Source organism: Streptomyces sp. NPDC085932, from assembly GCF_044540525.1.
Lineage (GTDB): Bacteria > Actinomycetota > Actinomycetes > Streptomycetales > Streptomycetaceae > Streptomyces > Streptomyces levis.
Map to the genome: position 1 here is coordinate 328,251 of NZ_JBITSJ010000002.1, position 23,782 is coordinate 352,032.

The window sequence follows — 23,782 nt, forward strand, 5'->3', positions numbered from 1 at the left end:
CTGAGTAAGTAAGTACGGCAGCACGTCAGCCTCATCCGCGACCGGGAGCCGTCATGGGCGTACGCAAGGATCTGAAACGGGCGAAGCAGCGCACCGACCTGGCGCGCCGCACACGGGCCGAGACCGTCAAGGACGAACGGGGTGTCGTCCGCGAGGCCCGGGTGGCGCCCCTCGCGCAGCGCCCGGCGGCCGGCAGCATCGCCGACATCCCGTACACCAACGCGGCCGAGGCCCCCGAGGCCGTGGTCCTGCGCCGCGAACGACAGGGCAGCTGGCAGCCCGTCACGGCGGCGGCCTTCGCCGACGAGGTCACGGCCGTGGCCAAGGGCCTGATCGCGGCCGGCCTCGAACCGGGCGGCCGCGTCGCGGTGATGTCCCGCACCCGCTACGAGTGGACGGTCCTGGACTTCGCGATCTGGTCCGCCGGCGGCCAGACCGTCCCGATCTACGCCACCTCCTCGGCCGACCAGGTGGAGTGGATCGTCCGCGACTCGGGCGCCCGCCAGGTCATCACGGAGACGGCCGGGAACGCCGACACGGTCCTGGCCGGCACGGCAGGCCACCCGCACCCCCCGCGCGTCCGGCACCTCGACGGCGGCGCGCTCGACGAACTCACCGCCCTCGGCCGGGACGTGGCCGACGAGGAGGTCACCAAGCGCCGCACCGCGCTGACCCCCGGCACGACCGCGACCCTCTGCTACACCTCCGGCACCACCGGCCGCCCCAAGGGCTGCGTCCTGACCCACGCCAACCTGCACGCCGAGGCCGCCAACACCGTCGAACTGCTGCACCCCATGTTCAAGGAGGTCACCGGCGAGACCGCCTCGACGCTCCTCTTCCTGCCGCTCGCGCACATCCTGGGCCGCACCCTGCAGATCGCCTGCCTGATGGGCCGCATCGAGGTGGGCCACTGCCCGAGCATCAAGCCGGACGAACTCCGCCCGGCCCTGCGGGCGTTCCGCCCCACCTTCCTGGTCGGCGTCCCGTACCTCTTCGAGAAGATCCACGACACCGGCCGCGCCACCGCCGAGAAGCTCGGCCGCGGCTCCTCCTTCGACCGCGCCCACCGCATCGCCGTCCGCTTCGGCCAGGCCCACATGAACAAGTTCCTGGGCCGCGGCAAGGGCCCCGGCCCGGGCCTGCGCGCCGCCCACGCCCTGTACGACCTGCTGGTCTACCGCCGCATCCGCAAGGAACTCGGCGGCCGTCTGCGCTACGCCATCAGCGGCGGCAGCCCCCTGGACCGCGAACTCAACCTCTTCTTCTACGCGGCCGGCATCCTGATCTACGAGGGCTACGGCCTCACCGAGACGACCGCAGCCGCCACCATCGTCCCGCCCCTGGCCCCTCGCCCCGGCACGGTCGGCCTGCCGGTCCCCGGCACCGCCGTGCGCATCGCCGACGACGGCGAGGTCCTCATCAAGGGTGGCATCGTCTTCACCGCCTACTGGAACAACCCGGCCGCGACCGGCGAGGCCCTGGACGACGGCTGGTTCGCCACCGGCGACCTCGGCTCCCTCGACGAGGACGGCTACCTCACCATCACCGGCCGCAAGAAGGACATCCTCGTCACCACCGGCGGCAAGAACGTCTCCCCGGCCGTCCTGGAGGACCGCCTGCGCAGCCGCCCGCCCGTCGGGCAGTGCCTCGTCGTCGGCGACAACCGCCCCTACGTCGCCGCCCTGATCACCCTCGACCCCGACGCCCTCGCCCACTGGCTCGCGGTCCGCAAACGGCCCGCCGACACCCCGCTGTCCGAGCTCGTCCACGACGAACACCTGCGCGCCGACGTCCAGAAGGCCGTCGACCACGCCAACGAGGCCGTCTCACGCGCCGAGTCGATCCGCGCCTTCGCCCTGGTCGAAGGCGACTTCACCGAGGAGAACGGACTGCTCACCCCGTCCCTGAAGGTCAAGCGGCAGGCGGCGACAGCCGCGTACGCGGAGCAGATCGAGGCCCTGTACGCGGGCCGGGCCTGACATCACCGGCACGGCAAAGGGGGCGGGCCGCCGAGCAGTCGCCCGGCGGCCCGCCCCCGCGGTGCGCGTCGCGTCAGTCGCCGTTCGCCGACAGGATCGACACGTCCTCCAGCAGGTGCGCCAGCGCACCGTCGCGCTTGGCGTTGGTGGAGTTCTCCGCACACTGCTGCTGCTGGTGGTCCGACAGGATCGGGATGTCCTGGATCGGGATACCGATGAGCGCGCCGACACCGATCGGCAGGTCGTTCACGGCGATGCACGGCTTGTTGAACGAGCCCTGGATCAGGGCCATCTGCGGGCTCATGTTGCCGTACGTGGACGAGTTGCCGAAGCTCTGCATCGCCCCGTTGCCGTTCACGGCGGACGGTCCGCTGTCGTCGCCGACGGCGAGCGCCTGCGGGGCCGCGGCAGCGGAGGCTCCCATGACGGAAGCGGCGATCGCCGCGGTGGCAATAACCTTCTTGATCACTGACCAGTCCTTTCTGAGGAAACCCCGTCCTCCGGAGCGTTCTGGTCAACTGCACGGGCGGAGCATGGTTTCTCCTCATCACTCTGTCAGCCCATGCGAGGACAGTTTGTGTGTTCTTCTTCCCCGGTGATTATCAGGGATTTGGAGCACTGCGGGCCAACCGGGTGAACACCCGCAACCAATCATCCGGAGCCGGGTTGATGAGGCCGTAGGACATGCGTCGCTACGAGGAAAGGAACGCGAAGTGCTCAAGAAGGCAATGGTCGCCGCGGCGGCCGCCGCCTCTGTCATCGGTATGTCGGTGGCGGCAGCTCCCCAGGCTCTTGCCGTCGGGGACGACTCCGGACCGTCTGTCGCGAACGGCAACGGCGCCTCGTCGTCGTTCGGCAACTCGGCGACCAAGGGCGACATGAGCCCCCAGCTCTCGCTGGTCGACGGTACGCTCAACAAGCCCTGTGTCGCCGTTCAGGACCTCGACGTCGGCGTCGCACTTCTCATCGGCGTGGTGGTTCAGGACATCCCGATCCTGTCGGACCACGTCCAGCAGCAGTGCGCCGACAACTCCACGAACAGCAAGCGCGACGGCGCGCTCAACCACATCCTGGAGGACCTGTCGGTCCTCTCGGCGAACGGCGACTGACCCGTTCCGTACGCAGCCCGGGCGGCCCGCCGGATCCACGGCGGGCCGCCCGGCCGTACCCGGGTTTTCAGCAGGGGCATTCGAGTGAATTCCCCTGTGCCGTACGTCCCTTAGTTTCTTCGGATGTCAATTCCTCGTTTGCAGGCTGCAGGTCATGGTGCGAGCCGTTCCGGCTGTGCTCGCTCGGCTTCGGCCGACAAAGGGGCATGACTGCAGAGAAGGGAAAGTTCATGAAGAAGAGCGCTGCTGTCGTCGCGGGCGCGATCATGGCCCTGGGGATGGCCACCCCGGCCGTCGCGGACGCCGGCGCCCAGGGTGCCGCGGTCGGTTCCCCCGGTGTGCTGTCGGGCAACGTCCTCCAGATTCCCGTGCACATCCCGATCAACGTGTGCGGCAACACCGTGGACATCATCGCCGCGCTGAACCCGGCGTTCGGCAACGAGTGCGAGAACGACTGACGCGGTAACGCACCAGCAGCACCGGCTGCGACCTGGCCGGCCCCGGGAGAACACGTTCGTTCCGGGGCCGGCTTTTCCCACTTCTACGAGCACTCCACGAGCAGGAGGCAACGAGATTGCGACAGACCCTGAGCAGGGGAATGGTCGCGGCCGCGGCCGCGACGGGCATCCTGTCCCTGTGCGGCGGCGCCGCCCTCGCCGACTCGACCGCCGAGGGAGCCGCCAAGGGCTCGCCGGGCGCCGCGTCGGGCAACAACATCCAGGCCCCGGTCGACGTGCCGGTCAACGCCTGCGGCAACACCGTCGACGTGGTCGCCGCGCTCAACCCGGCGTTCGGCAACTCCTGCGCGAACGACTCGGACGGCCACGGCGGTCACGGTGACGGCGGCCGCCATCACTCCTCGGGCGGCTCGGCGTTCGACGACGGCGACGACTGGCCCGGCGACGACGGCGACGACGCCGAGGACTGGCCCGGCGACGAGGGCGACCTGCCCCCCGGCGACGGCGAGGACCGGTCGCACGGCGGCGGCGACACGCCCCGCGGCGACGGCGGGTACGGACACGACGACGGCGGCGGTCACGGGCGTGACGACGACGGGTACGGGCGTGACGACGACGGCGGTTACGGATACGGCGACACCCCGCCCACCGAGCCCCCGCACACGCCCCCGACGAAACCCCCGCACACCCCACCGACCCAGCCCCCGCACACACCCCCGCCGGGCGGCCACCGGTCGACACCGCCGCAGACGCCTCCCGGCACACCCCCCGGAGGCCACCACACACCCCCCGGTGGTCAGGAGCAGCCGCCCAGTCTCCCCGAGACCGGTGCCGAGGCCCTGCTCGGTGCCGCGGCCGGCAGCGCCGCGCTGATCACCGGCGGCGTCGTGCTCTACCGGCGGGGCCGGGCCGCGTCCCACCGCTGACGCAACGGGTGCCGGACGCAAGCGCCCGGCACCCGTGAAGGCGGTGCGGTCAGCAGTCGCCCGGGTAGAAGAACCCGAGCAGCGGGATGCCCAGCAGGAACAGGCCCAGGCTGTCGTGCTCCTTGCACTCCTCCCGGTCCTTCGAGTTCGAGTGGGTGACCTCGGGGAGGATGTCCGCCTCCGAGGCCGTCGCGGTGCCGCCGAGGAGCGCGACACTCAGAGCGAGGCTGGAAAGCACCGTGGCGGTGCGCTTCATGTGAGTCATAGGAACAAATTAGGCATTCCCGTATGAAAAGCACGCACTTCTATCGCGCCATGCGGGTGAACCACCCTGTTGGCTCCGGACGCAGGCGGTCCAGCACCCGGCCGGCCGCGTGCCGGCCCCACAGGTGCCACATCGCCCGGCCGGGCGCCCGGTCGTCCGGGGCGTGCCAGGCCAGCTCCCGCCCGGCCGGCGCGGGCCGCAGCGCGCTCAGCGGCGCGTAGTTCTCCACCACGAACGCCCGCCCCGGCCGCGGTTCGCCCTCGGGCAGCGGCCGGTGCGTCAGGTCCAGGTGCAGCGCCCGCACCACGTCCACCCCCGCCGTGTCGGTGAAGAGGCGGAACTGCGCTCCGGGACGCGGGTTGAAGTCGAGCAGGTGGTAGCGGCCCGTCGTCCCGCAGCGGCGGAAGTCCAGGTCGAGGATGCCGCGGTAGCCCAGCTCCGCGGTGATCCGCTCGGCGAGCACCCCCACCTCCGGGTTGGCCGTCCAGCGGCCGACCGACGTCAGCCCCGCCCCGCGCGGCCGCGCGCGCTGCTTGCGACCCGTACCGCCCGCCCGCACCAGCCCGGAGCGGCCGGCGTAGCCGTGGAAGAACCAGTCGCGGTCCGGGCCCGGTGGCAGGAACGCCTGGAGCAGCAGCCGGCTGCCCGCCTCCGAGGCACGGGCGAACAGTTCCCGCGCCTGCCGGGCGGAGCGCACCAGCACGGTGCTGCGCAGCCCGCTGCCCGCCGGCACCAGCCAGGGCCTGCTCCACTTCGCCACCACCGGCAGTCCCAGCCGCGCCACGGCCGAGGCCGCCCGGTCCGCACTGTCCGGCACGAGCGTTTGGGGGTGCGCGATGTCCAGCGCGGCGCACACCTCGGCCAGCTCCACCTTGTCCGCGACGCGTTCGGGGAGCGCCCCGGGCATCTCGGGCAGCAGATACGCCGGCGCCAGCTCCTCACGCATGCGGCCCACCGCGACGGCGCCCGCGTCGTCCATCGCGATCAGCACCGCGGGACGCGCGACGCGCGCGGCGACGCGGCGCAGCACGCTCGCGATCTCGGCCGGGGACGCGCCGGGCGGTGGCGGCGCGTGCAGCCCGCGCACGAAACAGGAACGGCGTACGGGACTTCCCGCGCAGTCGGCGACCACGTGCACGTCCACGCCCGCCCGGCCGAGTGAGCGCACGGCGCCCAGCGTTCCGTGGTGAAAGGGGTTCCGGTCCATCCGCAGCAGAACCGCGGGGACGCGAATGTCGAGCAGCGACACGGGCATTTCCTTCGAACTGGGTCACCGGTGCGGGCGAGGGGGCCACTCGAAAGCCTCAGCGGCGTGGCGTGAATCCGTTTCATATGACTGAGTGTCAGTAAGCGGAGATGAACGAAAGGGGCGGCCATGGCCACACGGCAGCGACGCGCACGGTCCCGGAGGCTGGCATTCGTCGCGGCGGCGGTCGCAGCGACGGCGGCACTGGCGTCCGGCCACACGGTCGTCGCGGGGACGGGGGCGGCACACCCCGCCGAACCACCGGCACCCGCGGCCACCCCGGCGGCCACGCCCGCGGCACCGGCGGCTCCCGCCGTCCCGGCCGGGTCGCCCACGCCGGGCGCCACGGAACCCGGCAGGGCGCCGAACACCACACCCGGCGCCACACCCACCGCACCCGCCCGGCCCGCCCCCGCCTTCGGCGCCTACCTCGACTACGGCCCGCGTGGCGTGGCCCGCATGGCGCAGCTCAGTGCCTGGCTCGGCGGGGCGAAGCTGCGCGTCGGGCACACCTACCTGCCCGGCGACCGCTGGAGCAACATCGAGGGCCGCCCCGGCTTCCTCGACGTGTGGGCGAACTGGCGCCGCGAACAGGCCGACCGGCTCCTCGTGCTCAACGTGCCCATGCTGGAGCGCAACGAGGAGGGCGTGCCCGACCACGAGGTCAGGCGGCTGCTCCACGAGGGTGCCGCGGGGCGCTACGACCACCACTTCCGCAGGCTCGCCGAGCGACTGGTCGAACTGGGCGTGCCGGACACCGTCCTGGTGCTCGGCTGGGAGATGAACGGCATCACCTACACCCACCGCTGCGGACCGGACCCGGAGGCGTGGAAGCAGTACTGGAACCGGATCGTCACCACCATGCGCGCGGTGCCGGGCCAGAAGTTCCGGTTCGACTTCACCCCGAGCCGCGGCCGGGACGCCGTGCCCTGGACGCAGTGCTACCCGGGCGACGACACCGTCGACATCATCGGCATGGACGCCTACGACCAGCCGCGCGGCATGTCGTTCGACGAACAGGTGAAGGAACCCTACGGGCTCCAGCAGCACGTGGAATTCGCGAAAGCCCACGGCAAGGCCATTTCCTTTCCCGAATGGGGGCTCTTCCGCAACGGCGACAACGCCGACTACATGAAGCGCATGCTCGCCTGGATGGACGAGCACAAGCCGCTGTACCAGACCCTGACGGACTACTGCCCGCACGGCGTGTGGCAGTGCGACGACAACCCACGGGCCTCCGAGGTCTACCGGTCCTTCCTCTTCGGCCGCGACGAGGACAGCACCCCCGCCCCGACCACCCCGGCCCCGACCGCCCCGGCCAGCCCATCGGCACCCACCCCCACCCCGCGGCCGAGCGCGCCCGAGCCGGAGCGTCCGGCGAACTGCTCGCCGCTGAACCTCGGCGACTGGGTCGAGTACTGGATGGGCGGCAAGCTCTGCCTGCGCCTGGACTGGTGGTCGCGTACGCGCTAGCCCGGCGCCGGGAGCGCGGCCGGCGGCGGGCCCGGTCAGGGCCGGCCGCCACGGTCGCGCTCCCGCACGCGGTGCACCAGGTCCTTGCCCCGGCGGCGTGCCGCCGCGTCGCACAGCGCCGCCGCCAGCAGCGGTGCCGTGCGCCGCCGGGCCAGCAGCAGCCGCTGGTTCACCACCGTCAGCGGGCGCCAGTGATGCTTGTAGGGCTCGTTGCCGCGCAGCAGACTCAGCGTGCCGAGGGCGGCGTCCTTGGTGTGGGTGGCGGTGGAGTCCAGGAGCATCGCCGCCACGTCCGCCTTGTGCTCGCGCAACCTCGGGTGGGCGCCGTACAGATAACCGCCCGCGAGGCGCGGCGAGAGCAGCGTCAGGTCCACGGCCACCACCTCCTCTTCCAGCCGGAACTCGGTGACCACCGCGTCCCCGCCGCGCACCATCGGCCCGACCGAGCGCACCAGGTGCTCACGGAACCGCGGCCGCAGATGCTCCGAGGTCACCTTCCGCCCCTGCCACTGCAGCCGGTGCAGCTCCAGCAGCCGCAGCAGCGCCGTCTCCACCTCGCCCGGGGTGACGACCCGCCGCTGGATGCCGAGCGCGTCCAGCCGGCGCAGCTTGGCGCGCAGCCGCTGCTGGGTCTTGGACGGCAGCCGGGCGATCAGCTCGCCCATGGGGACGGCCGGCAGTTCCAGGCAGACCGAGTCGTCCACCCGGCCGCGCGGACCGGGCCAGCGCTCGTAGACCCGTTCGGCCGCTCCGCCCGGCCGGACCTCGCGCAGGTCGATCAGCGCGGTGCGGGCGGCCGCCGACAGGGCGCCGGTGAGGGCGGCCAGCGCCTCCTCGCCGTGCTCGTCGTCCAGCAGCACGTCCCCGTAGTCGGAGATCGCCCCGCCGAGCGGCACCAGCGCCGGAAGGGGACGCCGTACGAGCATGAGCGGGGCCGCTCCCACGAGGTCACCGGTGCGGCCGTCGCGCACCAGCACCAGCCGCAGCCGGCCGCGCCCGCCGTACGAGCGCCACCACGAGTGCAGCCAGGCGTGGCTCTGGAACGGGGTGGCGTGGGCGTACCGCCGGTGCAGCCGGTCCCAGTCGGCGGCCAGGGCGGCGAAGTCCCGCTCCTCGGTGACCAGTTCCGCCGTGTACGTCACAGCTGCCCGTGCGCGTCGGCGGCGACGGCCGGACCGGGCACGGCGGCCTGCCGCCCGACGGGTTCGGCGGCCCGCCGCGGCCGGACCAGCACCGCCAGCCCGCCCAGCAGCCCGCCCGCGCTCGCGCCGACCAGCCCCGTCACCCCGGCGGAGGCCGAGGACGGCTCGGACGGCTCCACCGCGCGGGCGAACTGCTGGAGCTCGACGCGGGTGGACTTCTCGGTGTCGGCGGCGTGCCGGGTCAGCGCCCGCGCCACCGCGTCGGCCATGTCGGCGGCGAGGTCCGGGCGCGAGGACGTCGCCGTGACCGACACCATCGGCGCGTCCGGCGAGGTCGCGGTGCGCACGCTCTCGCGCAGCGTCGACACGGGCACCCCCGCCCACACCTGCGCGTCCCCGAGCACCGCGAGCTGCGGGGCGACCCGGCCGTAGGCCTGGGCGAAGCCGAGGGCGGTGGCGGTGTCGGACTTCTGGGTCGGTACGGCGACGACGTAACTGGTCGCCGTGTACTGCGGGGTCCTGACCAGGCCGTACGTGCCGCCGAGCAGTCCGCCTGCCACGGCCCCGGCCGCGAGCAGCGACCAGGGGGGCAGGGACCGGGTGAGGGCGGTGACCGGGCGGTGCTGCCGTGCGGGGGTGTCGGTCATGAGGTGCGGGCTTCCTGGAGGGAGGGGGACAGGGGACGGGCGACCGCGGCGGCGTACACGTCCAACAGCCGGGCGGCGCTGCGGGTGATGCAGTAGTGGCGGGCGGCCTCGGGCACCGTGCGCTGCCCGGGGCCCTGCCGCCGTACGTCCGTCAGGGCGCGGGCGAACGCCTCGGGGCCACCGGTCACGCGCCGCGCGGTGGGCGCCGCCGACGGGGGCAGGTCCTGGAGCGCGGGGCAGGAGGCGTACAGGACCGGCAGGCCGGAGGCGAGCGCCTCCACGATCGCCAGGCCGAAGGCCTCCTCCGGGGACGGCGAGGCGAGGACGTCCATCGCCGAGGCCAGCGACGGCAGGTCGGGACCGGGTGAGCCGTCGGGGACACAGGAGCGTTCCCCGGTGAACAGCACACGGTCGGCGACCCCCGCGGCCCGGGCCGTGCGGCGCAGCACGTCCTCCTCCGGGCCGCCCCCGACCAGCAGCAGCCGGTGGTCGTCCGGGAGCTGGGCCAGGGCTCGGATCAGGACGCCGAAGCGCTTGCCGGGAGCGAGCCGGCCGACGGCGCCGATGACGAACGCGTCGTCCGGCAGGCCGAGCAGGCGGCGGGTCTCCTCGCGGCGGGCCGCGTCGAAGCGGAAGCGGGCCAGGTCGATGCCGTTGGGCACCACCTCGATGCGCGGCCCGGGCACGCCCCAGCGCTCCAGCCGCGTGGCGACCGTGGGGGAGACGGCGACCGTGGTGCGGCCCAGGCGCTCGCCCGCCAGGTACAGCGCGCGGACCCCCGCGTTGAGCGGACGGCCCTCCATCTGCGAGTCGCCGAGGGAGTGCTCGGTGGCGACCACCGCCCGCACCCCGGCCAGCCGCGCGGCGATCCGGCCGTACAGGCAGGCGCGGTAGAGGTGGGTGTGCACCAGTTGGTAGCCGCCCGCGCGGATCAGCCGGACCAGACGGGGCAGTGCGCCCAGGTCACGGTTGCCGGCCATGCCGAGGTGGTGGACGCGCACCCCGTCGGCGCGCAGGCCGGCCGCCACCGCGCCCGGGTTGGTCAGCGTCACCACGTCGCAGTCGACGGGCAGGTGCCGCAGCAGCAGCCGCAGTTGCTGCTCGGCACCGCCCACGCCGAGGCCGGTGATGATGTGCAGGGCCCTCACCGCGGCTCCTCGACGGGTCGGCGGCGCAACCGGTGCAGCCGGTGCTTCAGGAACAGCCGCAGGGGCGTGTCGTTCTGCCCGATGTGCACCCGGGGCAGCGCGTGCGGGCCGCCGAGCGGGCCCGGGTCGATCGCGCAGGCGTAGGTGTAGCCCGCGTCCCGTACGGCGTCGACGGCCCGCGCGTCGACCGTGCCGTAGGGGTAGCAGAAGCCGGCCGGCGGCGCTCCGGTGAGTTCCGCGAGCACGGTCCTGCTGCCCTCGGTCTCCGACCTGAGGGTGACGTCGTCCGCCCGGGTCAGGTCGACGTGGGTGAGGCCGTGCGAGCCGATCTCGACGCCCTCGGCCGCCGCCTGCCGGACCCCGTCGGCGGTCAGCAGCGGTTTGCGCGGGCCCAGCGGATCCCAGGCGTTCTCCCCACCGAGCCGGCCCGGGAGCACGAACAGGGTGGCGCCGCAGCCGTGGCGGCGCAGCACGGGCAGGGCCTCGGTGACGAAGTCGGCGTAGCCGTCGTCGAAGGTGAGCCCGTACAGGCCCCGGCCCTCGCCCCGGGCCCGGGCGGCGAGCAGGTCGGCCATGGACACCCCGCGCAGCCCGCGCCGCCGCAGCCGCCCGAGCTGCTGGTCCAGCCGCTCGGGTGTGACCGTGATGCGGTACGGGTCGTCGGTGGGGTCGCCGACGGAGTGGTACATCGCCACGAACAGGACCGGGCCGGGTCTGGTGCGGGTGCCGGTGTCCGGGGAGTCAACGGGAGCGGCCATGAGGGAGCCTTCGTGAGACGGAACGGAGGGATGTCAGCGCGGTGCGGCAGCCCTGGTCGCCCAGGGCCCGGCCGAGCGTGAGGAAGACGACGGCGACGGTGAGGGCGCCGGCGGCGAGTGCGAACAGGGGCGAGCCGGTGGAGCCCGCGAGGTCGGTGGGGCCGGAGGAGGCGGGGGAGCCGAGGCGGCTCGTCACCCAGGCGCCCGCGGCGGTGGCGGCGGCCGCCGCGGCCAGCGGGCGGCCCAGCCCCGCCAGGACGCGGCGGGTGCGGACCGGGACGGAGCGGGGGCCCATGCCGGCGAGCAGCAGCGCGGCCGTCACGGTGATGCCGGCGGCGTTCGCCGCGGCGATGCCGATGACGCCCCAGGGGTCCACCGCCCAGGCGCCGGCACCGGCGGTGACGACCAGGCCCGCGGCCATCGCACCGAGCGGGTACCAGGTGACCCGGCCGGCCGAGAAGTACGAGCGGATCAGGGCGCCGACCAGGGTCTGCGCGAGCAGTCCGAGGGCGTACACGCGCATCACCCGGACCGTCGCGGTCGTGTCCTCGGCGGTGAACGCGCCCCGCTGGAAGAGCAGTTCGACCAATTGAGGAGCGCAGGCCACGACCACCGCACCGCCCGCAAGGACCAGGCAGGCGGCCAGCGCCAGGTCCCGCTCCACCCGGGCGCGGGCCCGCTCGGTGTCGCCGTCGGCCAGGGCGCGGGCGACGACCGGGAAGGTGACCGTGCACAGCATCAGCGACAGGGTCATGGGGATCTGGGCGACCTTCTGCGCGTAGTTGAGGTGCGAGATGGCGCCGGCGGGCAGGGTGGAGCCGAGGAACCGCTCGATCAGCACCTGGGACTGGCGGCACAGCGCGAACAGCAGGACGGCGGCGAGCAGGGCGAGACCCATGGGCCGGCCACCGCCGTCCGCACGGCCGACAGCACCGCCGTCCGCACGGCCGACAGCACCGCCGTCCGCACGGCCGACAGCACCGCCGTCCGCACGGCCGACAGCACCGCCGTCCGGCCCGGCGTCCCGGCCGCGCCGCAGCTCGCGCCACATCACGGGCAGTTGGACGAGAACCATCAGACAGCCGCCCGCGGCCACCCCGACCGCCGCCGCGCGCACGCCCCACCGCCCGCCCAGCACGAGCACGGCCGTGATGATGCCGGTGTTGTAGGCGACGTAGATGGCCGCCGGGGCGAGGAACCGGCGGTGCGCGCGCAGGGCCGCGCTGCAGTAGCCGGCCAGCCCGAAGGTCAGCACGCAGGTCGCGGTGAGCCGGGTGCAGTCCACGGCGAGCGCGGGGTCGGGCAGGCCCGGGGCCAGGACGCGCACGAGCTGCGGGGCGCAGACGGCCAGGAGCGCGGCGACCGCGGCGAAGGCCAGGGACAGCCGGGGCAGGGTACCGGCGACCAGCGAACGGACCGGGTCCCCGCCGGCGCCCTGCGCCCGCCGGGCCAGGGCCACGCTGAACGCCGGGATCAGCGCGATGGCCAGACCGTCCTCGATGAGCAGCGTGGCGGCGAACTCCGGCACGGTCCACGCCACGAGGAAGGCGTCCGTCTCACTCCCGGCCCCGAACATCCGCGCCAGCGACAGGTCCCGGACCAGCCCGAGCAACGCCCCGGCGGCCGAGCACACGGCGGTGACGAGCGCGGCCCGGGCGAGGAACCCACGGGTGACGGGCGCGTCGGCGGGCGCGGACCCGCCCGGGGCGGAGCGGGTACCGGGCGTTCCGGAACGGTTCGCACCCGGTGCTGCCGGAACAGTGGTTGCCGCTGCCGTCTCTCCCGTCGGAACTGTGCCTTTCGCTGCCGCCTCTTCCGTCGCAGCCGTGGCTCTCGCTGCCGCCTCTCCCGCCGGAACCGCGTCCTCCGCTGCCGGCGCTGCCGCCGGAACCGTCGCTGTTTCTGCCGCCGGGACCGTCGTTCCCTCGCCCGTGCCGGTCTGTTCAGGTGTCACCGTCATCGCGCCGGAGCCCCTTTCGCCAGGGCCCGGGGGTCGGAGCCGGTGCCGGTCGCGTCGGGCCGCGGCCGGGTGTTCGCGGTGGTCAGGCCCCACCACGCCGCCAGGCCGAAGCACATCGCCGTCAGGACCGTGGAGGGGCCGCCGATGTCGGCGTAGGCGAAGTCCGTCAGCTGCCAGACCAGCAGGCCGCAGGCGACCAGGCCGCAGTCGAGGCCGGGGGCGCCGGACCGCCGGGTGCGCCACAGGGCGCGCACCGCGCACAGCAGGAGCGCCAGCCAGCTGCCCGCCAGGGCCAGCAGCCCCAGCAGCCCCTGCTCGGACAGGATGAGCAGGTACATGTTGTGCGGGGACAGCAGCGGCTGCTTGCGGAAGGCCGCGCCCGCGCCCTCCGTGTCGCTGCCCGCCGACAGCGCCAGGGAGGCGTGTGAGTCCCGGTGTTCCGGAAAGCCCTTCAGCCCCACGCCGGTCACCGGATGCTCGCCCCACATCCCGGTCGCCGCCGCCCACATGGTGTACCGGTCGGTCACCGACTGGTCGGGCGCGTCCGCGACCCGCGTGATGCTGCTGATCCGCTCCTGCAGCATCGCCGTACCGAACCCGAAGCCGCCCACCACGATCACGCTCACCGCGGCCACCACCGCCCCGGCCGCCAGCGCCCGCCGCAGCCCGGACAGCAGCAGCTGCGCCGTGACCGTCACCGCCGTCGCGATCCACGCCCCGCGGCTGAAGGACAGCGCGAGCGGTGGCAGCAGCACCAGCGCGCAGGCCAGACCGATGATCCGCTGCCGCACCGGCCCGGCGCCGAGCGCGAGACCCACCGCGCACACCAGCCCGAGCGAGACGACCGTCGCCATGCCCATCACGTCCTGCGCCCCGAACGTGCCGACCGCCCGCACCGGCCGCCCCTGGTACGACGCACCGGTCCCGGTCGCGTACTGGTGCACCCCGACCGCGCCCTGCCACACCGCCAGCCCCACGAACGACCAGGCCAGCAGCCGGAAGTCGGCCCGGTCCCGCACCAGCAGCAGCACGGCCGCCGGGACCAGCACGAAGACCTGGACGTACCGCCCGAGGCCGGTGAGCCCCTCGCCCGGCGACACCGCCCCCATCGCCGCGACCGCGACCCCGAGCACCGGAAGTCCCAGCACGACCGCCGCCGTACGGGACAGCGGCCGCCGCCGGTCGCGTACCAGCCGGACCGCGCAGTACAGCACCACCAGCGCGGAGACCGCGTCGGCCGGCCCCGCGCCGCCCTCGCCGCCCGGCCCCAGCGGCAGTGCGAGCAGGACGACGACGGCCAGCAGCGGAAGAACGGGCGCGTGCGCCCCGACCCGGGTCATCCCGTTCAGCTCCCCGTCGGACGCACGAGCGCGGCCGCCGTACGCAGCAGCAGGCACACGTCCTGCCACAGCGACCAGTCGTCGATGTACGCGTTGTCGTACCGCGCCCGGTCCTCGATCGAGGTGTCGCCGCGCAGCCCGTGCACCTGCGACAGGCCCGTGATGCCGGTGCGCACCCGGTGCCGCGCCGCGTAGCCCGGATAGGTCTGGCCGAACTGGGCGACGAAGTAGGGACGTTCGGGCCGCGGCCCGACCAGGCTCATGTCGCCGCGCAGCACGTTCCACAGCTGCAGCAGCTCGTCCAGCGAGGTCCGGCGCAGAAAGCGGCAGAACCACGGCATCCGGCGCTCGTCCGCGACGCTCCAGCGGGTCGCCGACTCGTGCTCGTCGGCCGGGCGGTGGGTGCGGAACTTCAGCAGCGTGAAGGGCCGCCCGCCCTTGCCGATCCGTTCCTGCCGGAACACCACGCCCGGCCCGCCGCTCACCCGCAGCACCACCGCGCACACCAGCAGCAGCGGGCTGACCAGCAGCAGCAGCGCCCCGGACACGACGACGTCCAGGGCCCGCTTGCCGGCGCCGCCCCGCGGCCCCGCCCCGAGGTCGAGGCGACGGCAGGAGAACCCGGCGAGCCGGTCCCGTGACCGGTACGACGGCACGTCCGGGTCGATCTCCCACACGGTGCAGCCCGAGACGGCCAGCGCCCGCAGCAACGGCCCCTGCCCGGCCCGCACCGAGGGGTGCACGGCCAGCACCTCGCGCACCCCGTTCTGGATCAGCGCGCGCTGGACCTCCTCGCCCGTGGTCAGCACGGGCAGCCCCTCGGCGCCGTCCGGCGCGTCGGCGACGACCCCCACCGGCCGTACCCCGTAGCGGGGATGGCGCAGCACGGCCGCCGCCACCCGCTGTGCGGTGGCGGCGGGCCCGACGACGAGCGCGGCCCGCGGCCGGCGCAGCAGCTCCGCGCGCCGGTGGGCGTGCACCGCGCCGCGCCCGGCGCAGCTCACCGCGGTCTGCAGCAGGAAACCGGTGAGCAGCGTCCGCGCGGAGAGCACGTGCTGCGGGGCGTGGGCCGCCGTGAACGCCCCGAGCGCCAGCCAGGCCACGGCGATCCGGGCGCTCACGGCGGGCAGTTCGTCCAGCAGGGTCGGAACGCGCGCCTGCCGGCGCGGGCGCAGCAGCAGCGAGACGGCCACCAGCACGGCCAGCAGCAGCGGATGGCGCTGGGTGCCGGTGAGCGCCAGCGCGCCCAGCACCGCGGCGGTGCCGTCCGCGGCGAGCAACGGCAGCGGTGACACGGGCCGGGCCGCGGGCCGGCCGGCGGCCGGGCGGAAACCCGCCGGGGTACCGCGCGGCGGCAGCAGCGTCAGGGGCGTGAGTCCGAGGTCCCGGGGCTGGCCGGCGGGAGGGGGGACGGTGCTTTCCGCGGTCACGAGTGGACTGACTCCCTGTGCTCGGTGGACACGGCGCGCCCGTCCAGCAGCGCGCGGTAGACGTCCGCGACGGCCTGAGCCGTGCGGCGCACGTCGTGCGTGGTCAGGACGTGCCGGCGGCCCCGGTCGCCCAGCGACGCGCGCAGCGGCGCGTCCGGCAGCAGCCCGGCGACGGCCGCGGCCAGGGCGGCCGGGGCCACGGCGGGCACCAGACAGTGCGGTGCGAGGCCGGGCGGCAGGCTCTCCCGGGCCCCGCCCACGTCCGTCACCACCACCGGCCGCCCGCACGCCATGGCCTCCAGCGGAGCCAGGGCCATGCCCTCCCAGCGTGAGGGCAGGACGACCAGGTCCGCCGCCTGGTACCAGGGCACGACGTCGTCCACGTCCCCGGCGAACCGCACCGACGGGGGTGCCAGGGCCCGCAGCCGGCCCTGGTCGGGACCGTCGCCGACCAGGACCAGCCGCGCCTCGGGCACCCGGCGCAGCACCGACTCCCACGCCGTCAGCAGGACGTCCTGCCCCTTCTGCCGGCACAGCCGCCCCACGCAGACCACCAGTGGCACCCGCGGCCCGACGTCCGGCAGCAGCCCGGCCCGTACGGTGCCGGCGGCTGCCGGCCGGAAGCGCTCGACGTCGATGCCGTTGGGCACCACGCTCCACCGCCCGCGGACCCCGGCCGCCTCGCCCAGACGCCGCTCGGCCTCGCTCACGCACACCACCCGCCCGGCCCAGCGCGCTCCCCACCGCTCCCAGCCGCGTGCGAGGGCGGCGGTGGTCCCGCCGACCGCCTCGAACGACCAGGCGTGCGGCTGGAACACCGTCGGGATCCGCCCCCGTACGGCGAGCCGCCCGGCCAGCCCGGCCTTCGCGCTGTGCGCGTGCACCAGGTCGGGCCGGACGTCCGCGACGATCCCGGCGAGCCGCCGTACCTCGCCGCGGAGCGACGGCCCGGGGGAGCGGCCGGCGGCCCAGGGCCGCACGTCCGCGCCGAGCGCCGTCAGCCGGGCCGCGAGGGGGCTGTCGGGGCAGGCGACGGTGACGCGCAGGCCCGCGGCGAGCTGCGCCCGGGCCAGGTCCGTCACGACGCGGGCGACACCGCCGTCCACCGGCTGGGTGACGTGCAGGACCCGTGGCTCGGGGTCGGTCGGGGGCAGGTGCATGCGCGGTTTTCCTCGCTCACGGACGGCGCTCGGGACGGCGGGAACGCGCCTCGCTGCCGGGTGCCGACAGCGCCGAAAGCCGCGCCGGCGCACGCCGCGTCCCGCTGGGCAACGAGCCGGACGGCCACCTGGTCACCACCGCACCGCAGGGGTTTGCGGAACGTGGTCTCCCCGGGTGGCCGATCGAAAGGACGAGCGAGACGTCTGCGGTCGGCAGGGGGCCGGCGGGGGCCGGCGGGGCCTTTCGTGAGACGTGTCAGGGGGCCGTCATCGGTGCGATGTGCTTGCTGTCGGGGTGCGTTGAGAGGTCCGCAACTGTAGTCGCCACCCATACCATTGCGGAGAAACCGGGCGTGTGTGTCGGAAGCGTGAAGAGGGCCGCCGCGGTGAGATCACTCCTTTGGCGGCACAACTCGCGCGCACGCCACGCGTTGACACAGCGCCGGGCATCCGCCCGGATGTTTGTGTCAACCCCCAAGGAGCACCTCTCCATGTCGCGTATCGCGAAGGGCCTGGTCCTGACCTCCGCTGCCGCTGCCGCTGTCGCGGGCAGCACCGGCATCGCCGCCGCCGACGCCGGCGCGCAGGCCGCCGCCGCCCACTCCCCGGGTGTGCTGTCCGGCAACGTCGTCCAGGTTCCGCTGCACATCCCGGTCAACGTCTGCGGCAACACGGTCGACATCATCGGCCTGCTGAACCCGGCGTTCGGCAACGAGTGCGAGAACGACTGACGTCGTTCCGGAACCCCGACCGGCCGCCTTCCCGCAGGACCATGCGGGAGGGCGGCCGGTTCGTGTCACGCGGCGGGTTGCCCCGAACGGGGGCGGGCGCGCCGTCCGGTGGGCGGTCGCGCGCACGCCGCCTCACCAGGGGGGACGTCGCGGGCCCGCGGGCAAGGGGCTGACCTGGTGCGTTCGCTCGGTTGCGGAGCGTTGCCACCGCTCGCACGGTGGGCACAAGATCCGACGCACACCGAAAGGAACCCCCATGCGTCTGCCCGCACGGCGAATCGCGACCTCCGCGCTCTGCGCCACGCTGCTGCTCGGGGTCACCGGGCCCGCGGCCATGGCCGCCGACAGCGCCTCCGTCCCGGAGCGCGCCCACACGGCGTCCCGGGCTCCGGTCCCCGACGCGGACGCACTGCTCGGCCAGGTCCAGGGCCTGGGCGACCTAGGTGGCGTGCTCACCCCGGTCGCCGACCTGCTGACCGCCGTGCTCAAGGCGGACGGCGGGCAACTGCCGCCGTCCGAGGCGGCCAAGCTGAGCACCTCGGTGCAGGACGCCATCGACCAGGCGACCGCCACCCCCGCCGCGACCGCGCCCGGCACCACCACCCCGAGCAGCCCCCTGCCGCAGGCCAGCACCCTGCCCGCGCCGGTCGAGGACCGGGCCGAGGTGCCCGAAGGGCTCGTGGCCGAGGCGCTGCAGGCCCTGGAGAAGGCCACCGGCGGTCTGCTCAAGGCCGTCACCTCCGGCGAGAGCACCCAGGTCACCCCGGCCGTCAACGCGGTCGTCACGGGCCTCGTCAACACCGTCGCCGCGACCCTGGTCGGCAGCGAACTGCCCGCCCCCGACCTGGCCGGTCTGCCCTCCCTGCCGAAGGCCCCCTGAAGTCCCGCCGCACCCTCCGAGGTCGTGCCGGTCCCCGCGGACCGGCACGACTTTCTGTTTCAGCGACTCATATGAGGTTCTGGCGACGGGGTTTCCGCTCCGTACGGGCCTCGTTAGGCACGGCGTCGGAAATTCCCCCTACACGGTGACCCGAGTCGCCCAGGAAAGGACCACGATGAAGTCCCTGAAGGCCGCCGCCGTCGTTGCCGGTTCCCTCGCCGTCGTCGCAGGTGCCGCACCCGCGCACGCCGACTACGACCCCGCACACGTCACCCCCACCAGCCTCAACGGCGCCGTCAACGCCCTCACCCGCGAGCCCATCGACCCGATGCCGCTCAAGCACCAGTCGAACGCGCTCGACACCGAGAACAAGGACTCCGTGCTCAGCACCGTCAAGCAGGCGACGACCGAGCTGAACCAGGGCGGCGGCCTGCTGGGCGGGCTCCCCCTGCCGAAGTGACCCGGACGTGACCCCACCCGCCCACGCGGCGGCGCGCACGGCGGGCGCCGGCCGGGCGTTCGCCCTGCTGCTCGTCGTCACCGGGGCGGCCGGACTGCTGGCGTCCTGGATCATCACCCTCGACAAGGTCAAGCTGCTGCAGGACCCGGACTTCACCCCCGGATGCAGCCTGAACCCGGTGGTGTCCTGCGGCAGCGTCATGGAGAGCGACCAGGCCGAGGCCTTCGGGTTCCCCAACCCGATGCTGGGACTGGTCGCCTACGGCGTCGTCGTCTGCGTCGGCGTGAGCCTGCTGGCCGGGGCCCGCTTCCCCCGCTGGTACTGGCTGGCCTTCGACGCCGGATGCCTGTTCGGCGTCGGGTTCGTGACCTGGCTGCAGTTCGAGTCGCTGTACCGGATCAACGCGCTGTGCCTGTGGTGCGCCCTGGCATGGGTCGCGACCATCCCCCTGTTCTGGTACGTGACGTCGTTCGCCGTACGGCACGCCTTCCTGCCCGCGCCCGCCCCGCTGCGGCGCTTCCTCGACGAGTTCACCTGGGTGCTGCCGGTGCTGCACGTCGGAGTCGTCGGCATGCTGGTCCTCACGCGCTGGTGGGACTTCTGGACGGGCTGACGGGCACATCGGCCGGTCCGTCGTATTACTGCGGCAGTCGGGGGAATTGTGCGCTGGTGCGGTTCCCCGGCTCGTTACTCGGTACGCACGCTGAGCCCCGACACGCGAAAGGGACCGTACCCCTGATGAAGTCGACCACCCGAGGAACCCTCGCCGCAGTGATCACGTGTGTGGCGGCCGCGGCCGGCGCCGCCACCGCGACCCCCGCCGCCGCGGTCGGCACGGTCCCCGTCCCCGTGCCGCTGGGCGGCGCCGAGAAGGCCCTCAACGTGGAACTGCCCGAAGCCACCGGGGAACTGCCCGTGCCCGTGCCCGGCTCGCCCGACGGGCCGCGCTACGTCGAGGGCCGGCTCATCCCGGAGCGGGCGATCCCGCAGCTGCCCGTGCACGGCGGACTGCCCGGCGCCGACCTGCGGGCGCCCCTGCCGCACCTCCTCGGCGCCGGCTTCGACCACGTCGGCGTCGACGCCCCCGCCTCCGACCTGCGCACCCTGGCGCCGGGCCTGTCCGTCGACGCCCCCCTCACCTCGCCCAACGCCGACGGCTTCGGCCTGCCCCAGGCCAAGCTGCCGCAGGCGGGCGTGCTGGCCCCGCTGGTGCAGACGGTCCCGACCGCGGACCTGGGCGTCGGTCCCGGCCTGTAGGGCACCGGGCCGTACCGGGAGTTCTCGTGTGGCCCCCGCGGCGGTGACCGCGGGGGCCTTCGGGCGGTTACCGCTACGACAGCCCGAGCGGATCAAGGAGCACAGCATGGTCGTAGGAGTCGGCGGAGTACCGGTGGGCGCGCAGGCGGGGCCGGCGCCGGAGGGTGACGGGCGGCCCACACGGCGGGGCCTGATGCGCGGGCTCGTGGTCGCGGCCCTCGGCGCCGCGGTCGTCCCGGTCGTCGTGATCTCCCGGTCCGAGGAGTCCGGGGACCTGGGCAAGTCCGGGGACCTCGGGGGCAGCGACACGAAGGTGCTCGCCGGGGACGGCATGTTCGAGGAGATCTACCGGGGACGCCGTATCCGGGGCGTGCCGGTGCCCTCGCCGGAACACGCCGTCGGGGACGTGGAGTGGCACGTCACCGTGGACGGACGGCCGCTGCACCTGATGCGCCGCGCCGACGGCAGCTGGCTCAGCATGGTCGACCACTACCGTTCCTACCCCACCCCCCTGGCCGCGACCCGAGCGGCCGTCGACGAACTCGGCCCCGGGCGGCACCTGCGCGACCTGCCCGGCCACGGCCCCGACCGGCACCAGGAGGGGGGCCCTCATGGTGTACACGCGTAAGAACGTCAGCACGCTGACGCCCACCGAGAAGCGCCGGTTCGTGAAGGCGATGCTGGAGGTGAAACGGCGCGGCGAGTACGACGAGTTCGTCCGCACGCACATCGAGTACTACACCGCCGACGGCGAGGACGGGCTGCGCACCGCCCACATGGCGCCCTCCTTCCTGCCCTGGCACCGGCGGTTCCTGCTGGACCTGGAGCGGGCCCTGCGCAAGGTCGACTCCTCGGTGTCGGTGCCGTACTGGGACTGGACGCGCGACCGTTCGGCCACGGCCACGCCCTGGACCGCGGACCTCCTCGGCGGCAACGGACGGCGCTCCGACCGCCAGGTGATGACCGGGCCGTTCGCCTACGCGGAGGGCAACTGGACCCTCAAGGAGGGCGTCACCGACGAGAAGTTCCTCACCCGCGACCTCGGCCGCGCCCGCGATCCGCTCCAGCTGCCGACCCGCAGCGAACTGGAGTGGGCCCTGAAGGACCCGCTCTACGACGCCTCGCCCTGGGACTCGACGGTCCGCAAGGGCTTCCGCAACAAGCTGGAGGGCTGGGGCACCGGGCGGGGCAGCGCCTCCTGGCACAACCACAACCGGGTGCACCGCTGGGTCGGCGGCGCCATGGTCGGCGGCGCCTCCGTCAACGACCCGGTGTTCTGGATGCACCACGCCTTCATCGACCTGGTGTGGTCCCGCTGGCAACGGCGCCACCGCGAGCACCGCTACCTGCCGGCGAAGCCGCCCGGGCCGAGCAGCGCGCAGTACCGGCGGGTCGTGGCGCGGCACGAGAAGCTGCCGCCGTGGGACGTGACGCCGGAACAACTGGAGGACCACGGGCGGATCTACCGCTACGCGTGACGCACGCGGAAGGTCCCGGGCCGTGCGGAGAGCCCCGGCGCGTGACGTGCCGGGGCTCTCCTGCTGTGCACGGGGTGCGTACGGCTCAGTTGCCGTACCCGTAGCCGCCACCGTGGTGGCCCTTGTGGTCGTCCTTGTTCTCGCACTCGTTGCCGAATGCGGGGTTCAGCAGGCCGATGATGTTGACCGTGTTGCCGCACAGGTTGATCGGGACGTGGACCGGGACCTGCAGGACGTTGCCCGACAGGACGCCCGGCGACCCGACGGCCTTGGCCTGGGCGCCCGCGTCGGCCAGGGCCAGACCGGCCCCGCTGACCACCACGGCCCCCGTGCCCAGCGCGACACCGGCTGCCTTCGCGATGCGAGACATCACGTTCTCCTTCTGACTCGGTGAGCAGGCGGCAGGTGGAGCCGCCGTGCTCCCCGTTCAACGCGCCCGTTCACGCCGGGTCACGGCGATCATGGCCGGATCACCCGTCCTGAAGGCAGCTCAGGGCAGCCGGCGTACCGGGGAGCCGTCCAGGAACGCCCGGATGTCCTCCACGGCCTGGCCGTAGTACGTGGCGTAGTTGGCCTGCGAGACGTAGCCGAGGTGCGGGGTGGCGAGCAGGCGCGGGGCCGTGCGCAGGGGGTGGTCGCCGGGCAGGGGCTCGACGTCGAACACGTCGACGCCGGCACCCGCGATCCGGCCGCCGCGCAGGGCGTCGAGGAGGGCGTCCTGGTCGACGATCGCCGCGCGGGAGGTGTTGACCAGGTAGGCGGTCGGCTTGAGCAGGGCGAGTTCCGCGGGACCGAGCAGGCCGCGGGTGCGGTCGCTCAGCGCGAGGTGCACCGAGACGAAGTCGCTGCCGGCGAGCAGCTCCTCCTTCGAGGAGGCCAGTTCCACCCCCACCTCCTCGGCCCGCTCCCGGGTGAGGTTCTGGCTCCAGGCAGTGACCCGCATGCCGAAGGCGAGACCCACCTGCGCGACCCGGCTGCCGATCTTCCCCAGGCCGAGGAGCCCGAGACGGCGGCCGTGCAGGTCGGCACCGACCGTGCTCTGCCAGGGGCCGCCCGAGCGCAGGGCGTTGTTCTCCTCGACGATGCCGCGGGCCAGGCCGAGCAGCAGTGCCCAGGTCAGTTCGACGGGAGGGGTGGAGGAGCTGGCCGTGCCGCACACCGTGACGCCGTGCGCCTCGGCGGCCGCGTAGTCGATGACGGAGTTGCGCATGCCGGAGGCGACGAGCAGTTTCAGCCGGGGCAGCCGGGCGATCAGCGAGCCGGGGAACGGCACGCGCTCGCGCAGCGTCACGACGATGTCGAACTCGGCCAGGGCGGCGGCCAGGGCGTCCTCGCCGTCGAAGTGCCGGTCGAAGGAGACGACCTCCACGTCGTCGGCGACGGGCGACCAGTCGGCGACCTCGGTCGCCACCTTCTGGAAGTCGTCAAGCACAGCACAGCGCAGCCGCACGGCATGCCCCTTTCATGAACCGTGGTCAGGGCTTCCATGATCGCGCCTTCGAGGGAGCACGGGAAAGCCTCCGCCCGATGTCCGGCCGGCACCGGCCCGGCGCGCGGCTCGCGCCCTCGCCAAGAGTGCTGAGCTCGACCGTCGTGATCGTCAGCGGCAGGAGCGACGAGCGGCTGTCTGCGCCCTGGCGGAGGCGCTGGTGGAGCTGCGCCGCCGGCGGATCTGGCGATGGTCCACCAGACGCGACCACGGGACCGACAACGACACGAGTCAGTCGACCCCGACTCAACGTGCCGATGAGCAGGGCCAGGATGAAGCCGCCGAAGGCCGCACCGTGTCCTCGACCGGCCCCTGCCGCGCCTGCGCCGGTCCGGGGCGGCCCTGCACACGCGGCCCTCCTGGCGACCGGACGCACGTTCCCGAAGCACGGGGGCGGAGGCGATCGCAGGGAAGGTGTGGCTCGGCAATGGCGTGATGACAGTCCA

General features: G+C 74.0%; 25 protein-coding genes. 12 read left to right on the forward strand and 13 right to left on the reverse strand.

Annotation, left to right across the window (positions count from 1 at the left end):
- Positions 1-53: 53 nt before the first annotated feature.
- On the forward strand, positions 54-1,979 hold the full coding sequence (locus ACIGAQ_RS10710) for an AMP-dependent synthetase/ligase (RefSeq protein ID WP_399781274.1): 1,926 nt from the start codon (positions 54-56) through the stop codon (positions 1,977-1,979).
- Between the two features lie 73 nt (positions 1,980-2,052).
- Here the strand turns inward: ACIGAQ_RS10710 and ACIGAQ_RS10715 are convergent, their stop codons facing one another.
- Positions 2,053-2,448, reverse strand: a complete 396-nt coding sequence (locus ACIGAQ_RS10715; protein ID WP_094052406.1) for a rodlin — start codon at positions 2,446-2,448, stop codon at positions 2,053-2,055.
- 244 nt (positions 2,449-2,692) lie between these two features.
- Here ACIGAQ_RS10715 and ACIGAQ_RS10720 point away from each other — a divergent pair, with 244 nt between their 5' ends.
- The 3 genes from ACIGAQ_RS10720 (at position 2,693) to ACIGAQ_RS10730 (ending at position 4,472) form a co-directional block, all read left to right on the forward strand.
- On the forward strand, positions 2,693-3,088 hold the full coding sequence (locus tag ACIGAQ_RS10720) for a rodlin (protein ID WP_344538212.1): 396 nt from the start codon (positions 2,693-2,695) through the stop codon (positions 3,086-3,088).
- 230 nt (positions 3,089-3,318) lie between these two features.
- Complete coding sequence (locus tag ACIGAQ_RS10725) at positions 3,319-3,546, forward strand: chaplin (protein WP_362274958.1); 228 nt, start codon at positions 3,319-3,321, stop codon at positions 3,544-3,546.
- Between the two features lie 116 nt (positions 3,547-3,662).
- Positions 3,663-4,472 carry a chaplin gene (locus ACIGAQ_RS10730; RefSeq protein WP_399781280.1) on the forward strand — a complete coding sequence of 270 codons (810 nt, stop codon included), beginning with the start codon at positions 3,663-3,665 and terminating at the stop codon, positions 4,470-4,472.
- 49 nt (positions 4,473-4,521) lie between these two features.
- Here the strand turns inward: ACIGAQ_RS10730 and ACIGAQ_RS10735 are convergent, their stop codons facing one another.
- A complete protein-coding gene (locus tag ACIGAQ_RS10735; RefSeq protein WP_311686515.1) occupies positions 4,522-4,737 on the reverse strand; it encodes a hypothetical protein in 216 nt (71 codons plus the stop codon).
- Between the two features lie 40 nt (positions 4,738-4,777).
- Positions 4,778-5,992: an ATP-grasp domain-containing protein gene (locus tag ACIGAQ_RS10740; RefSeq protein ID WP_399781284.1), complete on the reverse strand. Its 1,215-nt coding sequence runs from the start codon at positions 5,990-5,992 to the stop codon at positions 4,778-4,780.
- A 120-nt stretch (positions 5,993-6,112) separates the two neighbouring features.
- Here ACIGAQ_RS10740 and ACIGAQ_RS10745 point away from each other — a divergent pair, with 120 nt between their 5' ends.
- Positions 6,113-7,456, forward strand: coding sequence for a glycoside hydrolase family 26 protein (locus ACIGAQ_RS10745; RefSeq protein WP_399781287.1), 1,344 nt, complete (start codon positions 6,113-6,115; stop codon positions 7,454-7,456).
- A 35-nt stretch (positions 7,457-7,491) separates the two neighbouring features.
- Here the strand turns inward: ACIGAQ_RS10745 and ACIGAQ_RS10750 are convergent, their stop codons facing one another.
- The 8 genes from ACIGAQ_RS10750 to ACIGAQ_RS10785 are packed head-to-tail and all read right to left on the reverse strand — an operon-like array spanning position 7,492 to position 17,041.
- Complete coding sequence (locus ACIGAQ_RS10750; protein WP_399781290.1) at positions 7,492-8,598, reverse strand: GNAT family N-acetyltransferase; 1,107 nt, start codon at positions 8,596-8,598, stop codon at positions 7,492-7,494.
- A complete protein-coding gene (locus ACIGAQ_RS10755) occupies positions 8,595-9,245 on the reverse strand; it encodes a lipopolysaccharide biosynthesis protein (RefSeq protein WP_362274941.1) in 651 nt (216 codons plus the stop codon). The genes ACIGAQ_RS10750 and ACIGAQ_RS10755 overlap by 4 nt, the downstream gene beginning before the upstream one ends.
- Positions 9,242-10,393 (reverse strand): glycosyltransferase, encoded by a 1,152-nt coding sequence (locus ACIGAQ_RS10760; RefSeq protein WP_362274938.1) that lies wholly within the window; start codon positions 10,391-10,393, stop codon positions 9,242-9,244. Before ACIGAQ_RS10760 ends, ACIGAQ_RS10755 begins: the two co-directional genes overlap by 4 nt.
- Positions 10,390-11,151: a polysaccharide deacetylase family protein gene (locus ACIGAQ_RS10765; protein ID WP_362274936.1), complete on the reverse strand. Its 762-nt coding sequence runs from the start codon at positions 11,149-11,151 to the stop codon at positions 10,390-10,392. The genes ACIGAQ_RS10760 and ACIGAQ_RS10765 overlap by 4 nt, the downstream gene beginning before the upstream one ends.
- Positions 11,135-13,111, reverse strand: a complete 1,977-nt coding sequence (gene murJ / locus ACIGAQ_RS10770) for a murein biosynthesis integral membrane protein MurJ (RefSeq protein ID WP_399781294.1) — start codon at positions 13,109-13,111, stop codon at positions 11,135-11,137. The genes ACIGAQ_RS10765 and murJ overlap by 17 nt, the downstream gene beginning before the upstream one ends.
- A complete protein-coding gene (locus tag ACIGAQ_RS10775) occupies positions 13,108-14,451 on the reverse strand; it encodes an O-antigen ligase family protein (RefSeq protein ID WP_399781297.1) in 1,344 nt (447 codons plus the stop codon). The genes murJ and ACIGAQ_RS10775 overlap by 4 nt, the downstream gene beginning before the upstream one ends.
- A 5-nt stretch (positions 14,452-14,456) precedes the next feature.
- Positions 14,457-15,881: an exopolysaccharide biosynthesis polyprenyl glycosylphosphotransferase gene (locus ACIGAQ_RS10780; RefSeq protein ID WP_399781300.1), complete on the reverse strand. Its 1,425-nt coding sequence runs from the start codon at positions 15,879-15,881 to the stop codon at positions 14,457-14,459.
- Positions 15,878-17,041, reverse strand: a complete 1,164-nt coding sequence (locus ACIGAQ_RS10785; protein ID WP_362274924.1) for a glycosyltransferase family 4 protein — start codon at positions 17,039-17,041, stop codon at positions 15,878-15,880. Before ACIGAQ_RS10785 ends, ACIGAQ_RS10780 begins: the two co-directional genes overlap by 4 nt.
- Positions 17,042-17,532: 491 nt before the next feature.
- Here ACIGAQ_RS10785 and chpG point away from each other — a divergent pair, with 491 nt between their 5' ends.
- From chpG to ACIGAQ_RS10820, 7 genes are all read left to right on the forward strand, one after another.
- Positions 17,533-17,772, forward strand: coding sequence for a chaplin ChpG (gene chpG / locus ACIGAQ_RS10790; protein ID WP_062926927.1), 240 nt, complete (start codon positions 17,533-17,535; stop codon positions 17,770-17,772).
- Positions 17,773-18,028: 256 nt separating this feature from the next.
- Positions 18,029-18,652, forward strand: coding sequence for a hypothetical protein (locus ACIGAQ_RS10795; protein WP_311686539.1), 624 nt, complete (start codon positions 18,029-18,031; stop codon positions 18,650-18,652).
- 175 nt (positions 18,653-18,827) lie between these two features.
- Positions 18,828-19,112 carry a hypothetical protein gene (locus ACIGAQ_RS10800; RefSeq protein ID WP_311686541.1) on the forward strand — a complete coding sequence of 95 codons (285 nt, stop codon included), beginning with the start codon at positions 18,828-18,830 and terminating at the stop codon, positions 19,110-19,112.
- A 7-nt stretch (positions 19,113-19,119) separates the two neighbouring features.
- Positions 19,120-19,725 (forward strand): vitamin K epoxide reductase family protein, encoded by a 606-nt coding sequence (locus ACIGAQ_RS10805; protein ID WP_399781305.1) that lies wholly within the window; start codon positions 19,120-19,122, stop codon positions 19,723-19,725.
- A 125-nt stretch (positions 19,726-19,850) separates the two neighbouring features.
- Positions 19,851-20,369: a hypothetical protein gene (locus tag ACIGAQ_RS10810; RefSeq protein ID WP_399781308.1), complete on the forward strand. Its 519-nt coding sequence runs from the start codon at positions 19,851-19,853 to the stop codon at positions 20,367-20,369.
- Between the two features lie 106 nt (positions 20,370-20,475).
- Positions 20,476-20,997: a tyrosinase cofactor gene (locus ACIGAQ_RS10815; protein ID WP_399781311.1), complete on the forward strand. Its 522-nt coding sequence runs from the start codon at positions 20,476-20,478 to the stop codon at positions 20,995-20,997.
- A complete protein-coding gene (locus tag ACIGAQ_RS10820; protein ID WP_399781314.1) occupies positions 20,981-21,847 on the forward strand; it encodes a tyrosinase family protein in 867 nt (288 codons plus the stop codon). Before ACIGAQ_RS10815 ends, ACIGAQ_RS10820 begins: the two co-directional genes overlap by 17 nt.
- An 85-nt stretch (positions 21,848-21,932) precedes the next feature.
- Here ACIGAQ_RS10820 and ACIGAQ_RS10825 read toward each other — a convergent pair whose 3' ends face one another.
- Both ACIGAQ_RS10825 and ACIGAQ_RS10830 read right to left on the reverse strand, forming a co-directional pair.
- Positions 21,933-22,217 (reverse strand): chaplin, encoded by a 285-nt coding sequence (locus ACIGAQ_RS10825; RefSeq protein ID WP_311686551.1) that lies wholly within the window; start codon positions 22,215-22,217, stop codon positions 21,933-21,935.
- A 120-nt stretch (positions 22,218-22,337) separates the two neighbouring features.
- The gene (locus ACIGAQ_RS10830) at positions 22,338-23,297 is read right to left on the reverse strand and encodes a D-2-hydroxyacid dehydrogenase family protein (protein WP_399781317.1); all 960 of its coding nucleotides are present in this window, start codon (positions 23,295-23,297) and stop codon (positions 22,338-22,340) included.
- Positions 23,298-23,782: the final 485 nt, after the last annotated feature.

Bases quoted from the DNA above. Each gene is read 5' to 3' on its own strand.
- ACIGAQ_RS10710 (WP_399781274.1), top strand. From the start codon at position 54: ATGGGCGTACGCAAGGATCTGAAACGGGCGAAGCAGCGCACCGACCTG.
- ACIGAQ_RS10725 (WP_362274958.1), top strand. From the start codon at position 3,319: ATGAAGAAGAGCGCTGCTGTCGTCGCGGGCGCGATCATGGCCCTGGGG.
- ACIGAQ_RS10735 (WP_311686515.1), bottom strand. From the start codon at position 4,737: ATGACTCACATGAAGCGCACCGCCACGGTGCTTTCCAGCCTCGCTCTG.
- ACIGAQ_RS10740 (WP_399781284.1), bottom strand. From the start codon at position 5,992: ATGCCCGTGTCGCTGCTCGACATTCGCGTCCCCGCGGTTCTGCTGCGG.
- ACIGAQ_RS10745 (WP_399781287.1), top strand. From the start codon at position 6,113: ATGGCCACACGGCAGCGACGCGCACGGTCCCGGAGGCTGGCATTCGTC.
- ACIGAQ_RS10755 (WP_362274941.1), bottom strand. From the start codon at position 9,245: ATGACCGACACCCCCGCACGGCAGCACCGCCCGGTCACCGCCCTCACC.
- ACIGAQ_RS10765 (WP_362274936.1), bottom strand. From the start codon at position 11,151: ATGGCCGCTCCCGTTGACTCCCCGGACACCGGCACCCGCACCAGACCC.
- murJ (WP_399781294.1), bottom strand. From the start codon at position 13,111: ATGACGGTGACACCTGAACAGACCGGCACGGGCGAGGGAACGACGGTC.
- ACIGAQ_RS10775 (WP_399781297.1), bottom strand. From the start codon at position 14,451: ATGACCCGGGTCGGGGCGCACGCGCCCGTTCTTCCGCTGCTGGCCGTC.
- ACIGAQ_RS10785 (WP_362274924.1), bottom strand. From the start codon at position 17,041: ATGCACCTGCCCCCGACCGACCCCGAGCCACGGGTCCTGCACGTCACC.
- chpG (WP_062926927.1), top strand. From the start codon at position 17,533: ATGTCGCGTATCGCGAAGGGCCTGGTCCTGACCTCCGCTGCCGCTGCC.
- ACIGAQ_RS10795 (WP_311686539.1), top strand. From the start codon at position 18,029: ATGCGTCTGCCCGCACGGCGAATCGCGACCTCCGCGCTCTGCGCCACG.
- ACIGAQ_RS10800 (WP_311686541.1), top strand. From the start codon at position 18,828: ATGAAGTCCCTGAAGGCCGCCGCCGTCGTTGCCGGTTCCCTCGCCGTC.
- ACIGAQ_RS10810 (WP_399781308.1), top strand. From the start codon at position 19,851: ATGAAGTCGACCACCCGAGGAACCCTCGCCGCAGTGATCACGTGTGTG.
- ACIGAQ_RS10815 (WP_399781311.1), top strand. From the start codon at position 20,476: ATGGTCGTAGGAGTCGGCGGAGTACCGGTGGGCGCGCAGGCGGGGCCG.
- ACIGAQ_RS10820 (WP_399781314.1), top strand. From the start codon at position 20,981: ATGGTGTACACGCGTAAGAACGTCAGCACGCTGACGCCCACCGAGAAG.
- ACIGAQ_RS10825 (WP_311686551.1), bottom strand. From the start codon at position 22,217: ATGTCTCGCATCGCGAAGGCAGCCGGTGTCGCGCTGGGCACGGGGGCC.